At 41.9% G+C, this 23,827-nt stretch carries 21 protein-coding genes and 1 pseudogene; 10 read left to right on the plus strand and 12 right to left on the minus strand.

The genetic code is table 11. From position 1 onward, the window contains the following. The first annotated feature begins 1 nt into the window (after window position 1). Window positions 2–532 (plus strand): hypothetical protein, encoded by a 531-nt coding sequence (locus AC3CH3_RS16345; protein WP_171307975.1) that lies wholly within the window; start codon window positions 2–4, stop codon window positions 530–532. Further along, window positions 532–1,902: a site-specific integrase gene (locus AC3CH3_RS16350; RefSeq protein ID WP_171307976.1), complete on the plus strand. Its 1,371-nt coding sequence runs from the start codon at window positions 532–534 to the stop codon at window positions 1,900–1,902. Before AC3CH3_RS16345 ends, AC3CH3_RS16350 begins: the two co-directional genes overlap by 1 nt. A gap of 357 nt (window positions 1,903–2,259) precedes the next feature. Here the strand turns inward: AC3CH3_RS16350 and AC3CH3_RS16355 are convergent, their stop codons facing one another. Further along, window positions 2,260–3,417 carry a C-type lectin-like domain-containing protein gene (locus AC3CH3_RS16355; RefSeq protein WP_171307977.1) on the minus strand — a complete coding sequence of 386 codons (1,158 nt, stop codon included), beginning with the start codon at window positions 3,415–3,417 and terminating at the stop codon, window positions 2,260–2,262. A gap of 116 nt (window positions 3,418–3,533) precedes the next feature. Between AC3CH3_RS16355 and AC3CH3_RS16360 the strand changes: the two genes are divergently transcribed. Then, entirely contained in the window at window positions 3,534–4,751 is a 1,218-nt protein-coding gene (locus AC3CH3_RS16360) for a ParB N-terminal domain-containing protein (protein WP_171307978.1), read from the plus strand. A 47-nt stretch (window positions 4,752–4,798) separates the two neighbouring features. On the opposite strand, the gene AC3CH3_RS16365 is transcribed toward AC3CH3_RS16360, so the two are convergent. The 4 genes and pseudogenes from AC3CH3_RS16365 to AC3CH3_RS16380 form a co-directional block, all read right to left on the minus strand. Further along, window positions 4,799–8,023, minus strand: a complete 3,225-nt coding sequence (locus tag AC3CH3_RS16365; RefSeq protein ID WP_488538688.1) for a type I restriction endonuclease subunit R — start codon at window positions 8,021–8,023, stop codon at window positions 4,799–4,801. Window positions 8,024–8,031: 8 nt separating this feature from the next. Further along, complete coding sequence (locus AC3CH3_RS16370; RefSeq protein WP_488538689.1) at window positions 8,032–9,081, minus strand: DUF4917 family protein; 1,050 nt, start codon at window positions 9,079–9,081, stop codon at window positions 8,032–8,034. Window positions 9,082–9,083: 2 nt separating this feature from the next. After that, entirely contained in the window at window positions 9,084–10,382 is a 1,299-nt protein-coding gene (locus tag AC3CH3_RS16375) for a restriction endonuclease subunit S (protein WP_488538690.1), read from the minus strand. Next, a pseudogene (locus tag AC3CH3_RS16380) lies at window positions 10,372–12,070 on the minus strand (type I restriction-modification system subunit M). The gene AC3CH3_RS16375 and the pseudogene AC3CH3_RS16380 overlap by 11 nt, the downstream one beginning before the upstream one ends. 110 nt (window positions 12,071–12,180) lie before the next feature. Here AC3CH3_RS16380 and AC3CH3_RS16385 point away from each other — a divergent pair. The 3 genes from AC3CH3_RS16385 to AC3CH3_RS16395 are packed head-to-tail and all read left to right on the plus strand — an operon-like array spanning window position 12,181 to window position 14,233. Further along, window positions 12,181–12,777 carry a tyrosine-type recombinase/integrase gene (locus AC3CH3_RS16385; RefSeq protein ID WP_016788355.1) on the plus strand — a complete coding sequence of 199 codons (597 nt, stop codon included), beginning with the start codon at window positions 12,181–12,183 and terminating at the stop codon, window positions 12,775–12,777. A 42-nt stretch (window positions 12,778–12,819) separates the two neighbouring features. Next, entirely contained in the window at window positions 12,820–13,893 is a 1,074-nt protein-coding gene (locus AC3CH3_RS16390) for a type II toxin-antitoxin system RnlA family toxin (RefSeq protein WP_488538691.1), read from the plus strand. Between the two features lies 1 nt (window position 13,894). Further along, window positions 13,895–14,233, plus strand: coding sequence for a type II toxin-antitoxin system RnlB family antitoxin (locus AC3CH3_RS16395; protein ID WP_488538692.1), 339 nt, complete (start codon window positions 13,895–13,897; stop codon window positions 14,231–14,233). 76 nt (window positions 14,234–14,309) lie between these two features. Here the strand turns inward: AC3CH3_RS16395 and AC3CH3_RS16400 are convergent, their stop codons facing one another. After that, window positions 14,310–14,954 (minus strand): peptidase M15, encoded by a 645-nt coding sequence (locus tag AC3CH3_RS16400; protein WP_488538693.1) that lies wholly within the window; start codon window positions 14,952–14,954, stop codon window positions 14,310–14,312. A gap of 208 nt (window positions 14,955–15,162) precedes the next feature. On the opposite strand from AC3CH3_RS16400, the gene AC3CH3_RS16405 reads away from it, so the two are divergent. Further along, window positions 15,163–15,594, plus strand: a complete 432-nt coding sequence (locus AC3CH3_RS16405) for a hypothetical protein (protein WP_488538694.1) — start codon at window positions 15,163–15,165, stop codon at window positions 15,592–15,594. Window positions 15,595–15,718: 124 nt separating this feature from the next. Then, a complete protein-coding gene (locus AC3CH3_RS16410; RefSeq protein ID WP_488538695.1) occupies window positions 15,719–16,090 on the plus strand; it encodes a hypothetical protein in 372 nt (123 codons plus the stop codon). A 440-nt stretch (window positions 16,091–16,530) separates the two neighbouring features. On the opposite strand, the gene AC3CH3_RS16415 is transcribed toward AC3CH3_RS16410, so the two are convergent. The 5 genes from AC3CH3_RS16415 to istA all read right to left on the minus strand — a co-directional run bounded on the left by AC3CH3_RS16415 (window position 16,531) and on the right by istA (window position 21,908). Then, the gene (locus AC3CH3_RS16415; protein WP_488538696.1) at window positions 16,531–17,271 is read right to left on the minus strand and encodes a hypothetical protein; all 741 of its coding nucleotides are present in this window, start codon (window positions 17,269–17,271) and stop codon (window positions 16,531–16,533) included. A 68-nt stretch (window positions 17,272–17,339) separates the two neighbouring features. Beyond that, window positions 17,340–19,049: a metallophosphoesterase gene (locus AC3CH3_RS16420; protein ID WP_488538697.1), complete on the minus strand. Its 1,710-nt coding sequence runs from the start codon at window positions 19,047–19,049 to the stop codon at window positions 17,340–17,342. A gap of 67 nt (window positions 19,050–19,116) precedes the next feature. Beyond that, the gene (locus AC3CH3_RS16425; RefSeq protein WP_488538698.1) at window positions 19,117–19,416 is read right to left on the minus strand and encodes a hypothetical protein; all 300 of its coding nucleotides are present in this window, start codon (window positions 19,414–19,416) and stop codon (window positions 19,117–19,119) included. A gap of 681 nt (window positions 19,417–20,097) precedes the next feature. Then, entirely contained in the window at window positions 20,098–20,892 is a 795-nt protein-coding gene (gene istB / locus AC3CH3_RS16430) for an IS21-like element helper ATPase IstB (protein ID WP_046209544.1), read from the minus strand. Continuing rightward, a complete protein-coding gene (gene istA / locus AC3CH3_RS16435) occupies window positions 20,889–21,908 on the minus strand; it encodes an IS21 family transposase (protein ID WP_488538699.1) in 1,020 nt (339 codons plus the stop codon). Before istA ends, istB begins: the two co-directional genes overlap by 4 nt. Before the next feature lie 240 nt (window positions 21,909–22,148). On the opposite strand from istA, the gene AC3CH3_RS16440 reads away from it, so the two are divergent. Both AC3CH3_RS16440 and AC3CH3_RS16445 read left to right on the plus strand, forming a co-directional pair. Next, the gene (locus AC3CH3_RS16440; RefSeq protein ID WP_488538700.1) at window positions 22,149–22,370 is read left to right on the plus strand and encodes a hypothetical protein; all 222 of its coding nucleotides are present in this window, start codon (window positions 22,149–22,151) and stop codon (window positions 22,368–22,370) included. Window positions 22,371–22,415: 45 nt separating this feature from the next. After that, on the plus strand, window positions 22,416–22,619 hold the full coding sequence (locus tag AC3CH3_RS16445; protein ID WP_488538701.1) for a hypothetical protein: 204 nt from the start codon (window positions 22,416–22,418) through the stop codon (window positions 22,617–22,619). A gap of 343 nt (window positions 22,620–22,962) precedes the next feature. Here AC3CH3_RS16445 and AC3CH3_RS16450 read toward each other — a convergent pair whose 3' ends face one another. Further along, window positions 22,963–23,514, minus strand: a complete 552-nt coding sequence (locus AC3CH3_RS16450) for a hypothetical protein (RefSeq protein WP_488538702.1) — start codon at window positions 23,512–23,514, stop codon at window positions 22,963–22,965. Window positions 23,515–23,827 lie beyond the last annotated feature (313 nt).

The following is a 23,827-nucleotide window of genomic DNA, read 5'->3' on the forward strand; positions in this document are numbered from 1 at the left end:
AATGAAAGTTTTAGAGCAAAATCAAACGAAGATACTTGAAACAGAGACGTTCTTGCGAGAAATAATCACCTCACCTACTGAGTTCAAGGGCGATGCGGAGTTGCTAAAGGCATTAACCTCTCAATCTGGCATTGCTAAATACGAAAATCCAGAGAGAAATATTGCGTCATGCTCTCTAAATACCCTAAAAAGTAATTCAGAAGCGCTTTTAGAGAGAGGTTTCTTAGCCCTTGATGAACTTCGCATCAACGCTAAATCGGCGATTGAGGGCGTTCTTCATGATAAAAAATCTATTAAAGGTAATAAACAAACAGCTATCGGTTTAAAACTTAAAGTCTCCGAACTTGAAGCTCAACTTGATACTGCGCAATGTAGTAACGCCTTGCTGACCGATATAGTTATGGAAATGCGCTCCAAACTAAAGCAATTAGCAATGCATGAGGGTGATCAAAAAGAGCGTCAAGAGCTTTATAGAACCTACAACCTAAAACTTCAAGCTAAGATGAGCTACACGTTAGATGGAGAGGTGTAATGGCTGTTCGTGAGCTTAAAGATTTTAAACTGTGGGATCATCTTGGTTTAGACGGGAGGCTGGTTTTTCGAAAGCCTGTCGATATGCCTTTCATCACCTACAGTAATCATACGCCTTGCTACGAGGCTAATGCCTATATACACATGCTTATGTCGAGAGGTCTAAAAAAAGGTACGCTTCGTGGTTACGCCCACGATATTATTCACCTTGTTCGATACGTTGAAACACAACCGTTTTTAAATCATTTCAGCCAATTAAACAACTCTACATTCACGCTTTTTGTGCATTCATTACAAGCGGAAAGAACCCCTCTAGGTGAACGAAAACGCAAGAACAACTCAGTGATAAAAATTGCTCATACTTGCCTTGAATTCTTACAGTTTGTGCAGGATTTTCATGATTTGAGCCACTTTATCGGCAAGGGTAAAGAGAACTCGATTAAATTACAAGAGAAGGTCTATAAGCGTAGATCGGGAGGGGATAATGGGTTTATCGAGGGCGTTAAAGTCTCCCACACAGCGATACCAACAAAAGATGATATTGTAAGGCGACACCCTGTTTCGGTAAATGATGCCCTTCGTGTTTGGGATTTTGTATCACGACAAGAGAGTAAGGACAGAAGACGTAGGGATATGGCGCTCTACAGCGCTATGGAGCAATTAGGCGCTCGTGTCAGTGAACTTTGTTTAATTAAATTGAGTGATTATGAGGCCGCTAGGCGTAGTGGTATGTTGAAGATACCCACATTAAAACGCAAGGATGGTAACAACTCTCGAACGATCCCTGTGCCGCACGTTTTCCTATCTTTGGTTGCACCATACATTAAGACTCGAAAGAAGATTATGAGACAAAAGAAGGTGCAACATGACTTTTTATTTATCAGCTTAACCTCTGGTCAACGTCTCTCTCCTGATTCATGGACAACGTATATGAATCAATGGAAGAAGGAGCTAAATATTAAGGGTGAAGTTCACCCTCACTTATGGCGACACGCCTTTATTACTGACAAACTAAAAGAACTTATTCTGACTACGAAAGAGGTGAACGATAAGGACGATTTTAGAAAACATATCCTTCATACACATACATTTAAGCTACAACTACAGCAGTGGACAGGTCACACTAATCTCTCTTCGTTGGATATTTATATTAACCTCGCATTTGCTGAAATTAATGGCTATACAAAGGTTTACAATGCAGTATCTCTAAAGTCGAGTGTAGAACTTGTTAAGCGAAATGTAGAAGTATTAAAAGGGCAAATTTCGAGTAAAGAGCTTACAGCTACGGTCGCAATTGTCGAGCTTGAGAGGTTGCTAGATAGTTTCGAAATGGATATTGAGGATAGCATCAATCCATCCTCTAGCAGTTAGCTCACAATGTTGGGCTTATTTAGCCTGATACCAATAATGACAGGTAAAAAGCGGCATTGGGATTAACGTAGACATGTACCCGGCAAATTACCCCAACTGTTTCTTTTCAGTTACGTCTAACCTTGATTTTGCAAGCTTCTCTTTGATCTCATCCCTCCGTTTCTTATCAAGTTTCCACGTATAACACGGAGCATGAAACTAATGTTAAACTAGCTGTTGACTGTAAAAGTGGTGCATGTTGTTAGGCTCATAAAAAGCACTGAAGAATTGACCAGCGCATATTTATGCATTCAGATAATAAAGCGAACATTAGCAGCATTCAACAAGGTAACAACTCTTAGATAGTGGGCTAGCTACTCACTCAATTATTTTGATGAAGTAGTCTTTCAACCCTAACTTAAACTCACGTGTGGACTTCGCGCCGTTTTTAAAAAGCCTGCCATTGGAATCTAACTGCATCACGTCACAATTCTCCCAGTGCTTCGCTCGTTTTCCGTAATCAAGCTTGCCTAGTTGCGATCCTGCGTATGATATTTCATCTATTGTCTTCCCTTCCAAGGCTAACTCATTAATAACCAATGATAAGGCTTGCCATATCTGAGCAGATAACCTAAAACCTTGCCTGTTATACTCATGGTTTTCGTTAATCGGACTTAGCCATGCTCTAAAAAAGGTTTCCACGTACTGTTGGTATATATCTGAATAAGCCTGAACAAAGATACCACAATCTTTCAAAGTAATATCATCTGACATTTTAGCCCGCTCTTGAGCTTTCTCACCACATACAGAACCAACGAGTACTTTGAACAAAATATATTCCGTCGTTATGTATTTTTCTGAAGCTCGTACATGCTTTGTCTGATTAGATATACCGCCGAAGTCATCTAAGGCTAGATTTTTACCTAACTGAGACACTACTTTTTGCAAAGGAAAGGAATCCGTATCTGCGAACTGCGTTAAATGAACTTCCGACTCTCGCCTATTATGTTTGAAGAATAACGACTTCACGTCATCTTCACTAAAACCATTTTCGCTAAAAACAATGGTTAACATCAGATCTTGAGTCGCTAGTAGTTGTCGAAAAACACTATTTTTTTGCAAGTCACTTGAGCTGACCCTAGATGAAAACAACGGGGCTTTTAAGCCTGTCAGATTAAGGAGTGCGTTATATGTCAATAGATTACCAATTACGAATGCTTTACTTCTTTCGAATTCAATTTCAGTAGCAAATTTATTCTCGCGCACTTCACTGTCACCACTAACGACAACAGTCAACGATAGAGGAACTCCTAATTCACCAGATAGAACCTCATTTTTTATATCCCCCTGAAGGGTGAGTGTTTTTTTCTTATTGGTTGCGTTTTGCGCTGCATTGAACAACATTTTCAACGCTTCATGTGGCTTAGCTGTTTCAACGTAACTACTTAATTCAATTACAGAAATAAAGGTTACAAGAGCCTTTATTGGCTGACTTCCATAGGAAATCACCTTCCCCTTTAACTTGACCTTAGACAATGAACCAATCTCATTAATTACATGTAGCTTTGTAGTGTAAAATAAAAATAATCATTGATCAGACCAATCGTCTGATCAATGATTAGCAAGACCAAGAAAAAACACGAGAATTCAATATGAGCGATAAGCACCCGATTGCAAATGATGCACTTGATTGTTCAATAGAAGCGTCCATCACTAATAAACTTGTAGATCACTACGATCAAGTGACTTCCAGAAGCTACCTCGCCAGCTCGACCAAGCTATTGGAGACGACAGGGAAAAACTTAACCGCTCAACAAACGGAAGCGATATTTAAGTCTAAAGCCAAGTATTACAGTGGATTAAGATCTGTTGAAACAGGGTTAAAGCATATTCATATTTACATAAGCCCTTCTTTGGCTCGTGATATGCTCCAGTTTTCTAGAAGAGGCGTGATAAATACAAACAATAAAAATCGTCGACTAAGCAAAACCAAAGTGAACAAATACGCAGAAGCTATGAAAAAAGGAGAATGGTGCCTCACAGGAGAGCCTATAATCATCTCCCATGAGGGTGAAATTCTGAATGGCCACCATAGGCTAGAGGCAGCTTGTGAAGCTCAAGTCGGCTTTATTGCAACAGTGACATACGATGTTATTGATGAACGAAGTTTTGCCAACATTGATGTAGGCAACACACGAAGTCGTGCACAAGTTCTCGAAATGGCAGGGGTGGAAGTGAATGCGGCGTCTCTTTCTCGTGTTGCAATGTTAGCCAAAGCTTTTGAAACGATGCCGAATCCTTTTGCTTTCCGAGGCACTCAAGGCACATCATTTCAGCCTGAAGAGATTCTTAAATACGTTGAACAGAACCATGAACTCGCCCTGTCTGTAGATTTTGTTTCAAAAGTGCTAAAAAGAAACAAGCAGGAGAGCCAAGCATCGGAACCAATCTACGCTTTTGCACATTACTTGATTAAGTTGAAGTTGCAAGAGTCTCAGTTAGAGCACTTGCCAATCACACCAGAGTTGTATTTAACACGCTTGATTTCTTCAATTGGCTTAGAATCTGAGAATGATATCGAGTATCAGGTGCGAAAATATCTTCAATCGTTGGTTCATGAATCAACATCTTATTCATTATTGTGCCGTCTTTCTTCAATTTTCAAAGGCTGGAATACCTACTTAAACATTCCTATCGTGGGCAACAAGGTCTCAGTTAAGCGCGTCGCTCGCTATAAAAAAGATGAAGATGGTAATAAATTCCCTTTACCGGGTGCGGGTAATATCAACGAAGCTTTTACGATCCCGTGTGTAGCCAAGGGAGCAACGCCTAAGCGCATTCAAGACCAAGCAAATATTCAGATGATGTAAAAACAAAAAGGGTAACGGCATTTAAGTGTTACCCTTCTTATTTCTGGCTACTTATACCACCCATCTGCCAGCACTTCAGCTTGCTCAAGCACAAGCTTAATTGCTTCTTCAGCAGCATCTGGCGGATACTTCCAACGGCGCAATAATCTACGCACTAGATTACGCATTCGAGCACGAACACTATCCCTTTTTTGCCAATCTACCGTGGCAGACTTACGCAGTTGATGAGTCAATTCAATAGCAAGCTTACGTAAGTTGTCGTCACCCAGTTCTCTAACCGAGGACTCGTTGTCGACCAAAGCACGATAGAAGGCAATTTCGTCGACAGAAAGGTTGAGCTTATCTAGTAACTCTCCATCTTCTTGCATCTCTTTCGCCCATTGAATCAACTCTTCGATAACTTGAGCCGTTTCAATACTGCGGTTATGATATTTTTGAAGCGTAGACATAATACGTTCAGAGTATTTCTTCTCCTGAACGACGTCGTTCTTCATGCGAGATTTAACCTCATCACGAAGTAGCTTTTCTAACAGCTCTACTGCGAGGTTCTTCTCTTTCATGTTCTTTACATCTTCTAAGAACTCTTCAGACAGAAGCCCAATGTTTGGTTTATCAAGCCCAACCATAGAGAAAATATCATCAACGCCATCAGCTATAACTGCATTATTTAGAATTTGCTTTAACGCTGTATTGCGTTCTTCATCGGTGCGCTTTTTGTCTACCGTTGAATGCTTGATGAAAGCCGTCTTAATCGCAGAGTAAAAGGCAATTTCGTTCTTATAACCTTGAGTTTCATCCATGGTATTACATAGAGAATACGCCTTAGTTAACGCTGCCATTACATCAAGAAAACGTCTCTTACCACCTCTGACTTGTTTGCCATTAGCATCAGTATGAGATAAACCCGACAAATGGTTTACTGCTCCCGGTAACAAGCGCAATGCATCCGTTTCAAAGTCAGGACGGTAATTGAATACCTTTGTATCAACAGGTGTTGCGAACATACCTCGAATGATATCAACTTTTTCCATCAAGACTGAAAACGCTTCTGCCGTATCGACGGTGGGTTGTCCTTTACCTTGGCTGTTGGTATAGGTTTTTAGCGCATTTTTAAGTTCATTAGCGATACCGATATAATCGACAACCAAACCACCGGGCTTGTCTTTAAAGACACGGTTTACTCGGGCAATAGCTTGCATCAGGTTATGCCCTTTCATTGGTTTGTCGATATACATGGTATGACAACAAGGCGCATCAAATCCTGTTAACCACATATCTCGAACGATAACGAGTTGAAGCTCATCTTCAGTATCTTTGTAACGCTTCTCGAATAGTTTTTTGGTTTTCTTATCATGGATGTGAGGCTGCATCTTTTCTTTGTCTGATGCAGAGCCAGTCATCACAATCTTGATTGCACCTTTATCTGTATCTGGGTGATGCCACTCTGGTTTAATTGCCACAATAGCATTGTAAAGATCGACACAGATTTCTCGGCTCATCGAGACAATCATTGCCTTGCCGGGAAATGTCGATGTTCGAGTAGTGAAGTGCTCAACCAGATCTTTTGCTACTTGTTCAATGCGAGGCTCTGCGCCTACCAACTTTTCTAGCGTTGCCCATTCTGATTTTACTTTTTCACGATCTGCCGCTTCTTCATCTTCACCGATTTCATCTTCAACTTTATCGTTAAGCTGCTCAATTTCATCTTGGTTAATATCAAGCTTAGCGAGGCGAGATTCGTAGTAGATAGGCACAGTGGCACCATCATCAACGGCATCTTGAATATCATAGATAGAGACGTACTCACCAAAAACACCACGCGTATCTTTGTCATCCATAGCGATAGGTGTCCCTGTAAAGCCTATGAATGAAGCATTAGGCAATGCGTCACGCATATACTTGGAATAACCATAAACGTACTTGTGACCCGTTACAGTGCCGTTTTTGTCCTTCACTTCAACCATCTTTGACTTGTTGCCATACTGGCTGCGGTGCGCTTCATCAGAAACGACAACAATATTACTTCGCTCAGATAGCCTAGGGTGCTCTGTCTCTTCATCTAATAAAGCGAACTTTTGAATCGTCGTGAATATGATGCCGCCAGATTGGCGATTTAAAAGCAGTTCACGTAACGCACCTCGGTCGTCCGCTTGCTGAGGTATTTGCTTTAACGTCTCTTGCGCCATCCCAAAGGTGTTGTAAAGCTGACCATCGAGATCATTTCGATCAGTCACCACCACGATCGTTGGGTTATTCATGGATGCTTGCTGTAACAGCTTACTTGCGTAGCAAACCATAGATATACTTTTGCCACTGCCTTGTGTATGCCAAACCACGCCAGCTTTACCGCTACCTTGCTTAATCTTTTCTAGGGCAGGTATTGTGCTCTCAAGAAAGTTACCTGAGGTATTGGCGGCACGAACCGTCGCCTCAACTGCCGCTCTCACCGCGTGGAACTGGTGATAACCTGCAATTTTCTTGATAATTTTGTCGTTATCAGTTTCGAACAGTATAAAGTAACGGATGTAATCGAGTAATAGGTCTTGCTTGAAGAAGCCACGAACCATCGTCTCTAATTGAAATTCTAATAACGGTCTATCGTCCTCTGTAGCGACGGTTTTCCAAGGTAAGAATCGCTCTTTATTTGCAGTCAATGAACCAACACGAGCCGTCCAGCCATCGCTAACAATCAACGCTTCATTGAAAACAAATAGATCTGAAATTTCATCTTTGTAGGTTTGAAGCTGGTTAAAGGCATTCCAAATGTCGGCATGCTCATCGGCTGGGTTTTTTAACTCAATAACAGAGATGGGTAGTCCGTTAATAAACACCACAACATCAGGACGGCGATTACCTTTTGTTCCTGTAATCGTAAACTGATTCACGATAAGGAACTCATTGTTGTCTGGCGTCGTAAAATCCATTAACTGAGCGTGAGTATGCTTTGTCTTCGATTCGCCATCTTCAACTGCCGTGTATTCAACAGGCACCCCTTCAATCACAAACTTATGGAAGGCGCGGTTGTTTTTAATCAGAATTGGCGTATCGGGGGAAGATACCGTGTTAACCACATCATTCAGTGCCTCTATCGGAAGCTCTGGGTTGATGATTGCTAATTGATTTAATAGCCGTTGCTTTAAAACAACTTGATGGTAATCATCACGCTCTGGAGAATCTCCATCAGGTGCGATGTCATAGCCATTTTTATACAGGTAACCTTGGTCGGCGAACCATCTAATACATTCTTGTTCTAACTGGTCTTCAGTGATCAAATTTATCCCTACCTCTTAAATAAGCGTTGAACAGCTTCTTCTTCAACCTTTTTTTTCTCAAGGTATTCAGACGATGGCTGATTCCAAACACCAGAACTTTCCGAGTCAAAAAAGACAACATCTGAAACGCCGATGTCGACTAGCTGTTTATGAACTCGCCCCATATATGTTTGATCATTTTGATATACGGACACTGCAACTTTAGCTGGTTTAGCTTTCGATATTTGTTTAAGTAAGTGTTCGTCTTGCTCCCAGATACCCCAGCCATAAATAACCAAAGTCGATTCGAGATTAGGCATCACTTCGTAATAAATTTTCTCTAGATAATCACAACTAGCAATCGAATTTTCTTTTAGCTCTTTAGTACCCTCGCAGACAAACACAGGGGCTAAGTCTTGTTCTTCCCATTTAGAAAGAATGCTCTCAAGTAAATTTTTTTCGCTGCCTGCCCTAATTTTTTTTGCGCTTGAAAAGCCATTCCTCTTCAAAACTAAATTTCCATGAGGATAAAAATATAGAGTTGCGCCATCAGCACCATATGGTTCCCTATAAGTGTCCCAGTCATCGCTAAATACATTAGGTACAAAACAATCTTTAAACCAACGACCTAACTCTCGGTTTCCATACATAGCCGCCCAATAAACAATCAGGTCGTAGTTCAGAGAAATTACAGTTTTAAACTGCTTCAAAAACTTATAGATATGCTCTAAGTGGGGTTCTGCATCTTCATATATCACATGTGTAGCGCGGATTGTTTCTATTAACGCAGACCGAACCTGCTGATACGAATCCTCTACCAACCCATGCTCAATACCCAAAGCATCATTAACCTGTTTAGCTTGCCAGAGGCGACGTAATACTAATTCAAAATCTGTTACATCAAATTTATCAAATACTCCTTGAACCGAAGTAGAAATAAACCCCTTTCGCTTTGCTTCGTCAAACAATGAGCCATAACCAAATTGGCTAGATATCGCCATGCTAGAGCCGTTACCAAGTATTATCGCTCCTCCTGAGTAATCGGCATTTATCTCATCCCACTGATACACATCTATCATTATCAGCCCTCGCCACCTAACTCGATTTCGCCGGAAAGCAATTTAGGAAGTAAGGTGTCGCGTAGCGCTGCAAGCTCTATGTTTTGGCGTACATTTGCCTCAATTTTTTGAAGAAGAGGAGCCACTAATGTGTCAAATTGATTAGCAAGCTCTGCTCCACTAAATGCCATTGAGTAGGTATCAAATGTCTTGGTGGTGATCGTGTCAAAGACAGCCCCGTGAGTATTGCGTTGAAGAGTGCTTACCGCCTCATTCAAATTAAAGTAATTGTAGAAATCACCAACCTCTTTACCTCGAATGCCATAACAAGACTGGTTCATACACATGTCAGTGCCGACGAGGGCTAGTTTACCAACCGTACCACGAGCTGTGATAATTGTTGTCCCTTTCGGAAGCAACTTAGTCGAGGATTTATTTAAACCAAGTTCGGTAATCTTCTCATCGGTATCAACAACAAATACATTGCTTCCCGATGGTACGTCTCTAACTGAGAACCAAGGGATATCACCATTCCAATATGTTTCTTCCGAACGCTTTGGAGTTCCGCCACCAGTAAGCTGAATCAAGCTTGATAAGGTGCTTACTTCCCACCCCTCAGGAATCAAACCCAACTCAGACTCAACGAGCTTTTCTGGGAATAGCGAGGCAGTAGCAGCATCCATACCCTCTGGTAGCGCATCATTCATCTTAGCTTTCACAGGGTCAAAGTCGACAAACCACGATTTAAAAATGGTTTGAGCCATTTGTTCTAGAGTGTGATTAACACCACGATTGTTTGAGAGTTTCTTATCTAAAGATTTAACTATTTGCACCACTTGCTTTTGAACATTTTTGGGTGGCAAATCAATTTCAATCCCTTTAAGGGCAACAATGGTCAGTGCTTTTTGTGTTGAGCCGATTGTTATCTCATCAAACTTTCTTTTCGCTATTGGAGATGTTAACCAATAAAATAAGAACTCCGCATCGATGGCATCGGCAAATTCTTTAAACCAAGTTAAGTTTCCATCTTTAAAGTAAAACTTATCATTCGCCTGTACTTGATAAGGTATACCAAGAGTGCCTACCGATGTAAGTAATATATGACCTTCTTCAGGCGCTCCAAATTTATCTTTGATAGTTTGGTAGTGTTCTTCCGTTATGTATAATTCGGTAGTTATCGCATTTCCTTTGTAACGCTCTATTACCTCTTTAGAGCGAAAGAAAGGAACTCCCTTTTCAACGTAGTCAGCCATTTTGACCCGTTTACTTGAAGTGATTTCAACAAGTTCTCCAAGTTTCACCTGAGGCCAATTACAGCTCATAGCCCAACCCCGCTAGGTTCATCTTGATCTCTGCTTCTAGCGTTGCCGATTCTACAAACTGCTCACTTAATTTCGAGGTCAGTTTTTCCATCTTCTCAGCAAAAGGAACACCGTCACTCTCTTCCTCAACAGCGCCAACATAACGACCGGGAGTCAGAACAAAATCATGCTTAGTAATTTCTTCTAGCGTTACAGATTTACAAAAACCTGCCTGATCTTCATAAGCTAAGCCATGAACTTCTTCACCTGTTTTCCATGCATGAAATAGGTCAGCTACTTTCTTAATGTCATCAAAGCTGAAGTCACGTAATACACGGTCTTTCATGAAACCAAGGTTACGGGCATCGATAAACAGAACTTCACCTTTACGACCACGCAACTTACGACCAGCCTTATCAACACGAGGGTTCTTGTTCTTGGTTAAGAACCAAATACAGGCAGGGATCTGTGTGTTGGTAAACAGTTGACCGGGAAGCGCTACCATACATTCAACCAAGTCATTCTCGATTAATGCCTGACGAATAGTGCCTTCATTGTTGGTCGTTGAACTCATAGAGCCATTTGCCAACAGAAGCGCCTGAGAGCCTTCAGGTGCTAGGTGATGAAGCATGTGCTGCATCCATGCGAAGTTAGCATTACCTGATGGCGGTTGCCCGTATTTGAAGCGAGGGTCGTTATCATCAACACCAGTGTTCCACTCTTTCATGTTGAATGGAGGGTTCGCCATGATGAAATCAGCACGAAGATCTGGGTGTTGTACGTTGGTGTAGGTACTTGCAGGCTCTTTACCGAAGTCGTAATCAAGACCACGGATCGCCATGTTCATCGCCGCTAGCTGCCACGTTGTATGGTTGTACTCTTGACCGTAAATAGAGATCTTCTGTTTCTGCGTTAGTGCGTCGACTTTCTTCTCATTCGCATGACGTTCAATGAACTTCTCTGATTGAACAAAGAAACCACCAGAACCCATTGCAGGGTCATAGACACGGCCTTCAAACGGTTCAATCATTTCAACGATCAGCGTTACGATAGAGGCTGGCGTATAAAAAGCCCCGCCTCGCTTACCCTCAGCCAGTGCAAATTGACCAAGCATGTATTCGTATACATGACCTAGGATGTCTTTACTGTTTAGATCAGCATGAACAAACGGGATTGTCGCAATCAGGTTGATAAGCTCATTGAGCTTAGCTTGGTCAATCTTTAATGAAGAATATGACTTATTGAGAGCACCTTTAAGTTTCTTAGGATTTTCACGTTCAATGCCTTCAAGTGCGTTATCAATTAAATGACCAACAGAAGTAATCTTCTTAGTCTTACCGTCCACTTCAAGATCAGCACCGCCAATCACCACAGGGCCGTTATCTTGCAGGAACTGCCAACGTGATTCAGTCGGTAGCCAGAACACATTTTTCTCTGTGTAGAAGTCACGTTGTTCCAGTTCAATAGCAATCTCTTCTGCTAGTTCTTCTTCCGAGAAGTCAGCAGGATCTAAGTAGTATTCGTGCTCAGGGTTAGCGATGTCAGCTTTGATCTCATCCTGACGCAGCTTAAACGCATCAGAGACGTACTTAACGAAGATTAGACCTATGTTTGTACTGCGCTGCGTCTAGCGTTGAGCGTAGCTTGTCTGCTGCGTTCCAAAGCTTGCCTTCAAGCTCTTTCAAATACTGTTGTTCTGTTTGATTCATTGGAAGTTTTCTTGTTATAGAAATATTCCGTCAATCATACCACTGGATGCAGCATTGTCTTTGATTTCTGCCTTACTTAAAGAGCATTTTTATGAAGTAAGGAGCACATTATGGAAGCTTGGAATAAAGGAAAGCGTGTAGGTCAGAAGAAAGCCTTCAAGCTAGAAGACATTTGGCGCATCCGTATTCGACTTGAATTGGAGGAACGCTTGTTTGAGTTGGCACTGTTCAATCTAGCCATCGACTGCAAGTTGAGATCCTGTGATTTACGTAACTTGAAAGTCCAAGATGTCAGTCGCAGTGGTTGTGTTATGTCACGAACTATCGTTAAACAGCAGAAGACCCAACAGGAAGTACACTTCGAGATCACCCCCAAGACTCAACAGACCTTGTCGCAGTGGATCATTCAAAACTCATTACAGCCAACAGACTATTTATTCCCAAGCCCACGCCGTGAAGGGCAGCCCATCTCGTACCATTACTACACAACCATGGTTAATCGATGGGTTACTGATATTGGCTTAGATAAAACCCAATACGGCACACATTCCCTGCGCAGAACCAAGGCTTCTTTGATCTACGCCAAAACCAAGAATCTTAGGGCTATTCAATTACTTCTTGGTCATGCTAAGTTAGAAAGTACGATTGAATACCTTGGCGTCGAGATTGAAGATGCACTAAGGATTTCAGAGAGTTGTGAGACGTAATAAAACTATCCCTTCCCCCATATTTGAAAAATTGGCAGAGCAATGGAAGAAAGAAACTATCAAAGAATTAACCTGAACCGGGAAATCATTGACGCTACGATTCTACAGTTTGTGGAAGCAAATTCTTTAGAGGTAAGGCACCTCGATCAGCGACCGGGTGGTAATGGTCGCAGAGCCGTAGTAGGTAGAGTCGGTCTCGAAAACTCAACACTAGATATTCATTTTAATCAGTGTGGTACTTGTACCCTACAGTATAAGATTGGCAAGAACCAAGAGTTAGGTAAAGCAATAGCTGATACTCTATACGAAACCATCCACCCTGATGAGTTTCAAACTGTTAACTTGGTTTTGATAGGAATCTACGAGCAAGATATCGAACCTGTATTTGAAGAGCTACTCGAACAATCTGAGCATGTAGAAAGAATCATTGAGGAAGATATTTCTTCAAGAAGAGTGTCAAAGCTAACCTCGAACACTTATCAAGATTCAATCACAGTAACTCACCATAAAGGGACTCATAAGCTCCAGATTCAGGGGAAACCCTTATCATGTTATCGGGAATTCATTTACTTTTTGAGTGAACTTCTGGACTTATCGTGTTTAGACAAAGTGCTAGTTCGCCAAGATGATAGTAGAGCAGAAATAGTGCGTATTGAAATGGCGGAGCAATTTCTCGAAAGTGAGTTTGGAGAAGTTAGCGAAAAACTTCCCCAGACAATACGGAAATTACTATTGTCAAGCATATGTGTTAAACTCGCGACCCCTGTGCTACCTGACTACTCCTTACTCCTATACCCAGACCTTCGCTCCTTGGAGGGTGCTGTGAAAGATAGGCTCACTAACAGCGGTGTTGAAATCGATGGGCGTCAATTAGGCGATTTTTTTAGCTATTTATCACCCGGGAGCTATGCTCTAAGTGCAGGTTATTCACAGAATGTTCCTGATGCCGCAGTACGCTCAAAACTAGGAGATGCCTATAGTTGGTATCACAAACATCGTCATGGGTTGTTTCACATGACTGATATAACTGAAGGCAGTCGCTTGCTGGGGAACTTCGAACAATTAATCGCATTGTCCAAAAATGCACATGAATTGATAATAGAGATGTATAGATAATATGATATCAATCAGACAGCTACGACTAAAGAACAAGGCATTGACTCTAGCTACAGCTACGAGTTTCGAAAGCCCGTTGTCTAACCTGTCTGATATATCATTAGAGCTGGCAAGTAAAGTTGGACCTAAATCCCAACTAGTGGTTTTTGATCTTCTTTCCTCTAATGGTGATGAATGGAATCGTTTTATTACGATGGAATTTAATGGGAGGAAACTTGTCAGAAATACTTACAAAATCTTAGAAACTAACAACTCCGATCTATACGAAGACCTAAAGCTTCTACAGACAACTTATTTCGAGCAAAACCCTAACTACTTAGCAGCATCAATCCTCTCCTAGTAGGGCGATTGTCCACTTATCTTCACTGCTCCTAAGTCGCTTTTGTCCCAAACCGCCAACCCAAAGCACGGCGGTTTCATGTAGCCTGCTCATTTTGTAGCTCTTCTAGAAGTTTGGCGTATTCGTCAGCGTGACTGCCTTTGAAGTTTGCCATTGTGGGTTTAGTAAGAACTCCCCGAGAACCAGTAATGTGACTTTTTATTACTTTCTTTGGACTTTCACTCCAAGTTAAGTTGAAGGCAGCTAACTTCGGAAAGAAATACATTTCTGAATACTCAGGTATATTGTCATGAATCCACCAAGCCAAAGCTTGCCAATGGTTGGTACGTTCGTAATAAGGAGTAAACGAGTTCACCACAATACAAGCTGTCGCTCCTAAACAACCATCTCTATCCCGATAGTCCCAGATATGCTTACCAAAGTTCTTTTCATTACTGGCGCAACTGTATTGATTACCATTTTCGGCACCTTTGGCATTGACTAAAGGAGAGCGATAACCAGAACGAATCGAAATCCGACCGAATGCCTTTTCGATAGGTTCAAGTAATTGAGAACATAGGTTTCTTCCAGCTTCAATTGCAACGTCTGGGTAGTCGGGGGTGTTAGGTATCATTTCTATCTGCGAAATTTCAGAATATAAAAAATCGCGCATGAAGTAGCTTTCTGAAAGTTGGACTCGCCCCAAATCTTCTAGCTTTCTGACTGTCGTTGGTGATTTCATTATTGACCTCCTAAAACTATGAGCTTAGACCTATTGCGAAGGTGAAGCCCTGTCTATAATGATTCTGGAGCTAGAATTTTCGAAAATTTCGCAGGGAAGCCTCTGCTGAATAATGGACAAGACCAAATTTCCATATCTAAACTAAGGCAACTTCAAGGTCTTGTGTCGATTGAAGAGGTACTATCTCAGCTTGAACAAGGAGGAAATGATGACTGAGTCTACAAGACATCACAACATCCAAGTGCTTACAAATAATGGTTTCAGGCAGTTCTCAAATACGACTGTATTTTTCAAAGAGGCAATAAGCGTCATATCACCATCAGTTGCTCAAAATAGCACTGGTGGTTATTGGTTTGATTTACGTAAGGTCAATCTCGACCGTCTATCTACAAGTGCGTACCTTTTAGTAAGAGTGGTGCCTGACCAGTTTATCCTGATAACACTCTCTGACATCAAAAGCCTAATTACAGAGGAATTGATGGATAATCGCCCTCACTCAGGAGATGTTTGGGGTGTAAAAATGGACTTTAACAATAGCAACTGTAAAGTCCAGCTCTACAGCAACAAAGACTCGACATCGAGGGTTTACTGCAACGTTCTTACTGTGGATAGCGTAACTGAAGCTCTGCGATCACTCTAAGGCGCTTTTGTCCCATACCAATACACCCTATTATCTCCTGATGTCAGGCTCAGCACTGGGGTTGTACAGCGACTTACAAGGTAGATACACTAGAGAATGCCTGTATCACATTTACGAGAGCCACATGAAACGTTATTTATTATCTTTGCCTCTGATTGTTCTGACAGCGAATTCATACGCGAGTTGGATTGCAAGTTGTCCTAATACCTACATGTTTAGGTTTGACAGCTCAACTAATACTTTGGAGAAGCATGCTAACAATGCACTTCAAGAAGCTGTGATAGTTAAGGCTGCATCACGTGATAGTAACCTCTACCTGACTTTTGATGGATACCCTAGATCGCCATCCAATACCACTCCATTTGATCGAAAAAGTACCTATTGGATAAACACAGCTTCAGGTCTATTAATGTATCGAGAAGTGGAGTTCTATAATGGTGCGATTTATAGTATGCATCAATATGACTACGGTGCTTGTAGCATCATTAACCTTTAGCGCACTTAGCTCAACAAAGGCTGCCTTCTGGTCAATATAGGGAGGTGATCTAAGGCGCTTTTGTCCCAAAGCGAGCTTACCAACGTAAAAAATCACTTTTGCGATGTGAGCCTTGTTGTCACCACATAAGCTCTATTTGGGCAAATTCTGGTTATTTACGAACAATAACATTTTGTCCGAAGCGGGTAATGGGGCAAAAATGCGTTAACTGAGCAGCAAGCTCGTAGGTGTCCAATTTCGATTTTAAACGTGCCGACTGTACCAGTTCTGGACAGCATGAGTTTGGAAATACCGATCACTAACGAAACACGAGTTAATAAAGATTTGGCAAAATTACTTAGTTTCATATCCAGTTTTGATGGTTAAGGCAGCCTTACTCTTTCATTTCGAAACTTGCATAATGCGAACAGATCCAGTGGCTGATTGGTCACAGCTTAAGATCACACCCCCTCATGAAAGAAAGCATCAATTACTCTTGCTATTTGACGTGGAGTCTTAACGAATATCTTAATGTTGCCACTTCGTTTAGAGATCACAAAAACAAATGACTCCTCTTTGCATAGTGCACTGTACCGCTCAATATCGTGCTTTGTTTTACTAATGCTAATGTTTTGCTTGTTTAGGTCAGCTCTAACATTTATGTGAAACGAGCGACCATCAGATGTAGTTATGCGTACACACTCCGACGTCAGGTTATGACTTGATATTTGAGCTGTTGAAAATGCACTTACCAAAGAGTACACATTTTTAAAACAAGCTTTCATTGCTCTGTTTGATAATGCTTTTGCATTTTCATCTTGTAGCCTGCCAACATCTACTGCTTGTAGATTATTCCTTTCCGCGAAGTCGACTACGAACTGTACTACATCTATTTGATTTTCGCCGTCGTCATAAAACCACTCTGTCTTAGACCCAAATGAGCAAGGTACCATTTGGTTGATCAACTCCTTGTGTATCTGTGTCTCATAATGCAAAGCTGAGTTATTGTCTCTAGGGTGTACCCTCCATGCCGCTATGCATTGCGCCCCAAAGTTATTTTTTGTGCTTGAAAGCTGTGAAATCCGCGCTTTTAACGTTGCATTCCCCTTGCCTGTGACACCTACCTTTTTGTCGTTAACAAAAATTCGCCCATCAATATGAACCGAGCGCATTATGTATAGAATGTCGTGCTTATCAGTCATGCTTTGCCTTTTTAAAAAAATCTACTCTGGTGATATTAACGATATCGAAATGTACAATATCCCATTATTTAGAACACACCTGAAAAATCATCACTCCCTTTAACTTGCTGATCTTGCCAGCAACAAACTAGCTTATGTGCGATTTTAGCGCATTGGTGTTCGCAATTGCTTCTTTCAATACCAATAACATGGCGCTCTACAAGTAGTAAATAGGCCGCTAGGTTATTAGTGTTCTCCGCCTGTGCTAATTGTACGACTGGAGATTCATAATCAACGTATTCAATTGCTAACTCCTCGTCACCACAAGGGTCATAAACACCAATTGGGTCCCACTCAGTTAACAGTACTTCATTGACCATTCGAGAAAATCTTTCGTCAACTTTTGGCACAGGTAGCGCTGCGAGCATTGTATTTAGTATTTGAGTGATACCGCTAGCGACAACCTCAACGCTATTTAACTCATCGTTACTCACAAAAGCATTGTCATCGATGAGTTCGTTTGGTGACTCATCCCAATAAGGTAGATAAGCGTTATACCCCACTAAAGGGTTATCTTCCTTCGCGGCATTAAAATCCACACACACCACCTGCTCGCTTAGACATGCAGGAAACGGTGTCGGGGCTAAAGTGTAATGCCCAACGACTACTGGAAATAGTAGCGGCTGTTGCATAAATACCTTGGCAGACCGTTCCAATGCCACATTTGGGATAACATCGGCTTGGCCCGTTGGTACCACGGCTAAATCACGATAAGTCTCTACGCTATATTCATCTTTCCACCAAGCAGCCCGAATATGTTTACGCTCAATACCGTTTTTATCATAAAAGCTGCAGCCAGATGGAAGAATCACTTCTGGGCCTTTCAGTAAGATTTCAATCAAATCATACAGTTCGTGATCAGGATCGAACGCATTAGGCCAGTGTTCAACTTTTAGAGAGCGATCGGCATTGAGGTACACATTCAAACGTTCAATGCTCTCTTCATGCCAACAAGCATGAATTGCGCGTATATCCCCGCAATTAATATACAAAGGCAAGGTCATAAACCACTCGACCCATTCTTTATGTAATGGTGAATCCTCACCAACCTGAGCTAGAAAACGAGCATGTTGTTTTTGATTACCCACTTTGCTGCGATCACGAAGGTGCTTCCCGTTAGCATCTTTTAGATACCAGCCCACTGCATTAAATTCATGATTTCCTAATAAGCAAAACGCTTGTTGCTTATCGACTAAATTTTTAACCAAGTTCAATGTAGCGATATGATCTGTTGCTGAATGGGGACTGTTATCAATGAGGTCACCGATGAAGATAAGGGTAGTGTCTGATTCCTTACCCGATGCTTCTATGCCTTGGCTGTCGAGTAGTGCGGTTAGCTTTTCTTGCTGGGCATGAAGATCGCCAATGAAGAATAGGTTTTCAAGCGCATTATCAGCCTTAAAGCATAGCCCATTTTCAAGTTGTTGACATCGCTTCTGAAGCGTTGGGCGCATTACCTCTTGCCAATAACGAACATCAAACTGCCCACCCGACATACCACCTTGATTAAGAGATTCAATATAGATTACATCACTGCTATATTCAGAGTCGCAACCATTCACTAGCAACGTTGCCACATACTCATCAACCCTATTGAGCAGTGCTTCTGCTGTGTATGAAATGTTATTGGTAGTTAGCTCTACCTGTAATGCCTGCCATAACGCGCTGTTACCACGCAGGCTATAATGGTTTAGTTCGCTGAACAGGGTTGAGATATATTTGGTTTCAATAAAAGCCAAGGGGTTACTCCTACTACTGGCACTGATGATTATCGAATTATGGGGGCAATATTGCATTACCCACTATTTATTGTGCGATTTTATCTTCGCAATATTGCCAACTAGTAATTAAGCCCTCAGTTGCTTCTATACCAACACAGCCGCCAAAAGGTTCAACTCCCATAGCGAAACGGCGCAGATTCACTTTTCGTTGGTAATCTTCACTCATTGGGTTCTCACCTCGATTGCGCGCTTTGACCTCGATATTACTGTCGTAAAGGTGGTCATACTCCTCGGGGAATAGCTCACTGTGCATCTCTCGCAATGGTTGCTCTGTTTGTTCTATTTGATTTAGTCGGGCTTTATTGGCTCTTTTTTTATTGCTCATCATGCTTCCTTGTTTCACGGTGCGAGGGGATGTCTTTTGTAAACAGTTTATCCTATCTAGGTTGCAGAGATTGATTGTAAAACTCAACAGCTATCAACGCTTTGTGTGACTCTGGTTGGTCAGTCTAAAAGAAAGTACGGGGAAAATTCGCATAGAACCTCTAGTAATTTGAGATTAGCTATTTTTGTTGAAAAGCTATGAGAGTCAATCACGATAGTTGTACATGCTAGCAAGCTTTGGGGCAGAAATGTTTTAGACCAATAGCACTAAGGCGCTCTTGTCCCAGATTGTGTCTGCGATGCCTTGAGGGAACAGCCGGAACTTTCAAGTCTGGGAACTGCAAGAAGGTTCTTGATAGAAATATTTTAAAGCCACCATCATTATAAGTACCCAATTTTACCTTCATCCGCATGAATGCTTGTTGTCATTTTGACATGGCTCTTCTTGTACTAGATAAGCGTTGGGCGTTGGTCACATTGGTGGTAACGGTATTTGTGACTAACATGTTCGATTACCTTTGAGGTTGCAGAAGGACCCCCACGCTTTTTGCATAGCCACATAGCAGTTCATGTGTACTATTCGTAGATGTTTGAATCTAACTCAGCCTAACTGTCAACGCCAGTTTAAAATTGACCCACTTATCGACGTTATCGCCGAAGTAAAACTGACCCACCCACGTAATTAACTTCTACTTTCAGATAGATTCTCTAGAACCGTTGGTATGGTTCCAGCCGCCTTCTTTCCTCGTAATCGATAGCTTTCTCCACTGATTTGTACGATGTGCGAGTGATGAAGAAGTCTATCCAGTAACGCCGCCGTCAGTGTCGTATCGTCGGCGAACGCATTTGACCATTGAGAGAACGGCAAGTTACTGGTCACGATAATGCTGCCTTGCTCGTATCTTTTAGCGATGACGTTGAAGAACAAGTTCGCCTCTTCTCTGCCGAACGGTAGATATCCGATTTCATCGACGATAAGAAGCTTTGGAGCGAGCACGCTTCGTCTCAGGTAGCTTTCAAGCTTGCCTTGAGTTTTTGCTGTAGACAGTTGAAGCATTAAGTCTGCTGCTGTGATGAAGCGTGTCTTTAGACCCTTTTGAACCGCTATTTGACCAAGGCTCACAGCAAGGTGGCTTTTACCAACGCCACTTGGGCCAAGTAATATCACGTTTTCCTTTCGCTCAATAAAGGCTAACCCTGTTAGCTCCTTAAGCTGTTTTCTTGGAGCGCCTGTTGCGAACTTGAAGTCATAGTCATCGAATGTTTTCTCCATAGGGAAGCTGGCGAATTTGGTCAGCGTGGCTCTTGTGCGTTCAGCTCTCGCATCAAGCTCTGCGTTGAGAAGTGACTCTAAGTAATCGGCTAGGCTGAACTCACGACTATTAGCGACTTCTGCCAGTCTTGGCCAGTCCTGACCTATAGCTTGTAACTTCAGCGCTGCACAGGCCGCTTCGATGCGATTCATTTGAAGGTTCATACTCGTACCTCCAACAGCGCGTCATAGGTTGAGAGTGGGTGTTGGAAGCTCTCAACTGGCATTACATTATCACCCATTGTTAGCGGTACCATTAGGCGTGTCGGTGACGGGAGGGGTTGAAGTGTAAAGCGCTCTTCATCTAAGAGAACTTGAGGCTTTGTACCCGTCGTACCGTGGATCCGTTGGTGAGCGACGGTTTCTAACCACGCGCCGATATGCCCATTAAGAACATCGACGGTGACTTTAAGTCCGTGTTGTTTGAGTGTCGCTGCAAGCGGAGTAACGAAGCTACTTTTCAAGTAAGAGTTAAATCGCTCCACTTTCCCTTTGGTCTTTGCGCGATAAGGGCGGCAAGCTCTTGGTTTGAAGTTGTACTTCTTAGCGGCAGTGAGCAACATAGGATTCCATCGGTGTTCACCTTCACCGTAAGCATCTCGTTCTATCATGATGGCTTTTGCATTATCGAAGAGAACTTCTTTGGGTACGCTACCGAAGTATTCAAACGCTTCTTCAAGACCTTCAACCCAGTCTTCTTGTCGCTCTCGCTCGCAAAAGCGAACGAAGGTCGCTCTGCTATAACCAAGCGTTGCAACGAAGGCTTTAACACGTACGCCGTAATGCGTGATGGTAGTGAAGTCGACCTGCATCTGCTCACCAGGCTTTGTCTCGAATCGAACCACAGGGTCGACTGGCGTGCTAGGTTTGTATTGCTTGATGTGCTCCTTGAGCATCGTTATACCGCCCTCATAGCCAAGCGCTTTTAATTCACGAAGTAGGACTGTTGCTGGTATCCAATACGGTTTTGCTGCGTCAATGCGAGTACGCAAGTAGTCATGGTATGGCTGAAGTTTAGTTGGTCGCGATTGACGCTCGGGGTACACGAGGGCTTTGCTTCTATCACGGAGATAGTTACGAACGGTATTCCTTGAGATACCCAAATCCTTGGCGATACGGCGGATGCTGCACCCTTGCTGATGTAAAACATGTATTTCCACTAGTTGCTCCTGATTGATCATAATCCGCCGCTTTGTCCATTTACGAACGGATAGTTTGCCTCAAGTGGGTCAATTTTAAATCGGCGTTAGTGGGTCATTTTTACATCGGCGCTGACATAACTGCACAATCAGCATTTCAATGCATCACAAGAAATTGATAAATATCAACTTTATCTTCTTTTTTTGAACAACATCTTAAGCGTGGCACTATCTTTAATTATGTAACTTTAAATATTACCCACACTAATGAAGGAAAATGTCATGTCTGCTATTAACCATGGTTGTAGAGAAGAAATGGATAATGCCGCTTTAGATAATATGGGCACCATAATACAAGACGTAAATTCTTATGGTCGAGACAAAGAAACTGCTGAATTGATTGTAAAAATGAATGAAACCAACCCTTCAGCAGCTAAAGCAGCATATGATGAGTTCATAGCTCAAAAAAAAACGCGAGGCAGAAATTATGAGTGCACCACCTGAGGCAGGGACAAGACCTGTTCAGATGAAGTAAACAAGGAGATAAGTATGCTTTATGTTGTATACCAGAAGGAAAATGATGCTAACTTAAGAATAGGAAAAGTAGATTCAATCTTAAGCCCTTCCGATGAGATTATTTTTGGTCCAGCAACAGCACAAGCTTGTGAGCTATATGTCAGTCAACCTCCGATTGTAGGAGGTCCATATATCCCATCATTTGAAGAAAAACAAGATATTGATACATTAAAGTGATTCTTTGAAACCACAGATATAGGCATACAATAGGCTGGATGAATTATGAAGCTTTGAATTGTAATAACGATTCAAAGCTTCTTCTATTACATTACTCAATCTGGTTCTTGGCGGTGTGTTGAAGCATCTAACACATTTTCAGAAATGGCGCATATACTTTGGGGGCTGAACCAACTTAGATCAAAAGCACTAAATTGATCTTGTCCCCAAGGAAGGCTATCACTGGGGAGAAAAAGCACGTCTTTCGACTTAAATGAGCTACACAAACTCTTAAATTAATATTTCACAAAATACGGACCGAAAGCCCCACCATCAAGCGCCTTTTGTTTGGAGGTTTGACGATCTAGAGCGCATTACCACCAAACTCAGCCCAAGCTTTGGTGAAACCATGCGCAGAGAAGAACAAAAACTGGTGCGGGAACTCAAAGGAAACGTTCGCGCTCTTTTTGAATGCATCTATCACGAATTCATTACCTTGATTAGAGAAAGGCCACAAGTAAGGGGTATCCTCATGACAATTGTACGAGTACCTAACATTCTGATTATTTGTTTTTATGCTCATTCCGTCATATAGGCCGTTAGCTTCAATGTCATCACAGTGTTCGGGCAGCATGATCATCAAGGTCTTTTGGCCTTTTTTCTGCGGGTGAGGAGATATGTAGGTCAAGTAGGTTATGTCTTCGCCTTTAGCTCTTGGCTTCAGGGTCATGCTTGAGCCTTGTCTTGGCTTAGCCCTAAAATCAAATAGCGTGAGACTCTTATGATTTGGGTAGACGGAGGCAAACTGCGAGCCTCGTTTGTTGTCAAAATCTATAATGACCACACCTTCAAGGCTCGTGTTGGAGAAGCCTGATGGAGCCAAAGCAAGAGTGATTAATCCAATAATCTTTTTCATATTGTCACTTCCATTTAAATATGACGAGAAACGTTCCAGAGGATGGAAGTAAGAGCCTTTATTGTTCGAACTGACTGAAATCGGTCTTAAAAACTGAGTTGGAAGCTCTCCCTCCCCAGTTGGTCCCTAAGCATAGCGTAATAACACGCCTCTGAACCATTGTGAGTCAGTAACTTTGCCAAACTTAAATTAACCTTATTAATTAGTTACTTACGAGAGTTTGATTTATTGGTCAAATTCACTACCCCCATTACACTTCGATTTATCGAGCCGTACTTCTAGTGTTCAATCATCTTGTACATTTTACTTTCAT

The sequence above is a fragment of the Vibrio sp. QJM3NY_35 genome (assembly GCF_057785915.1).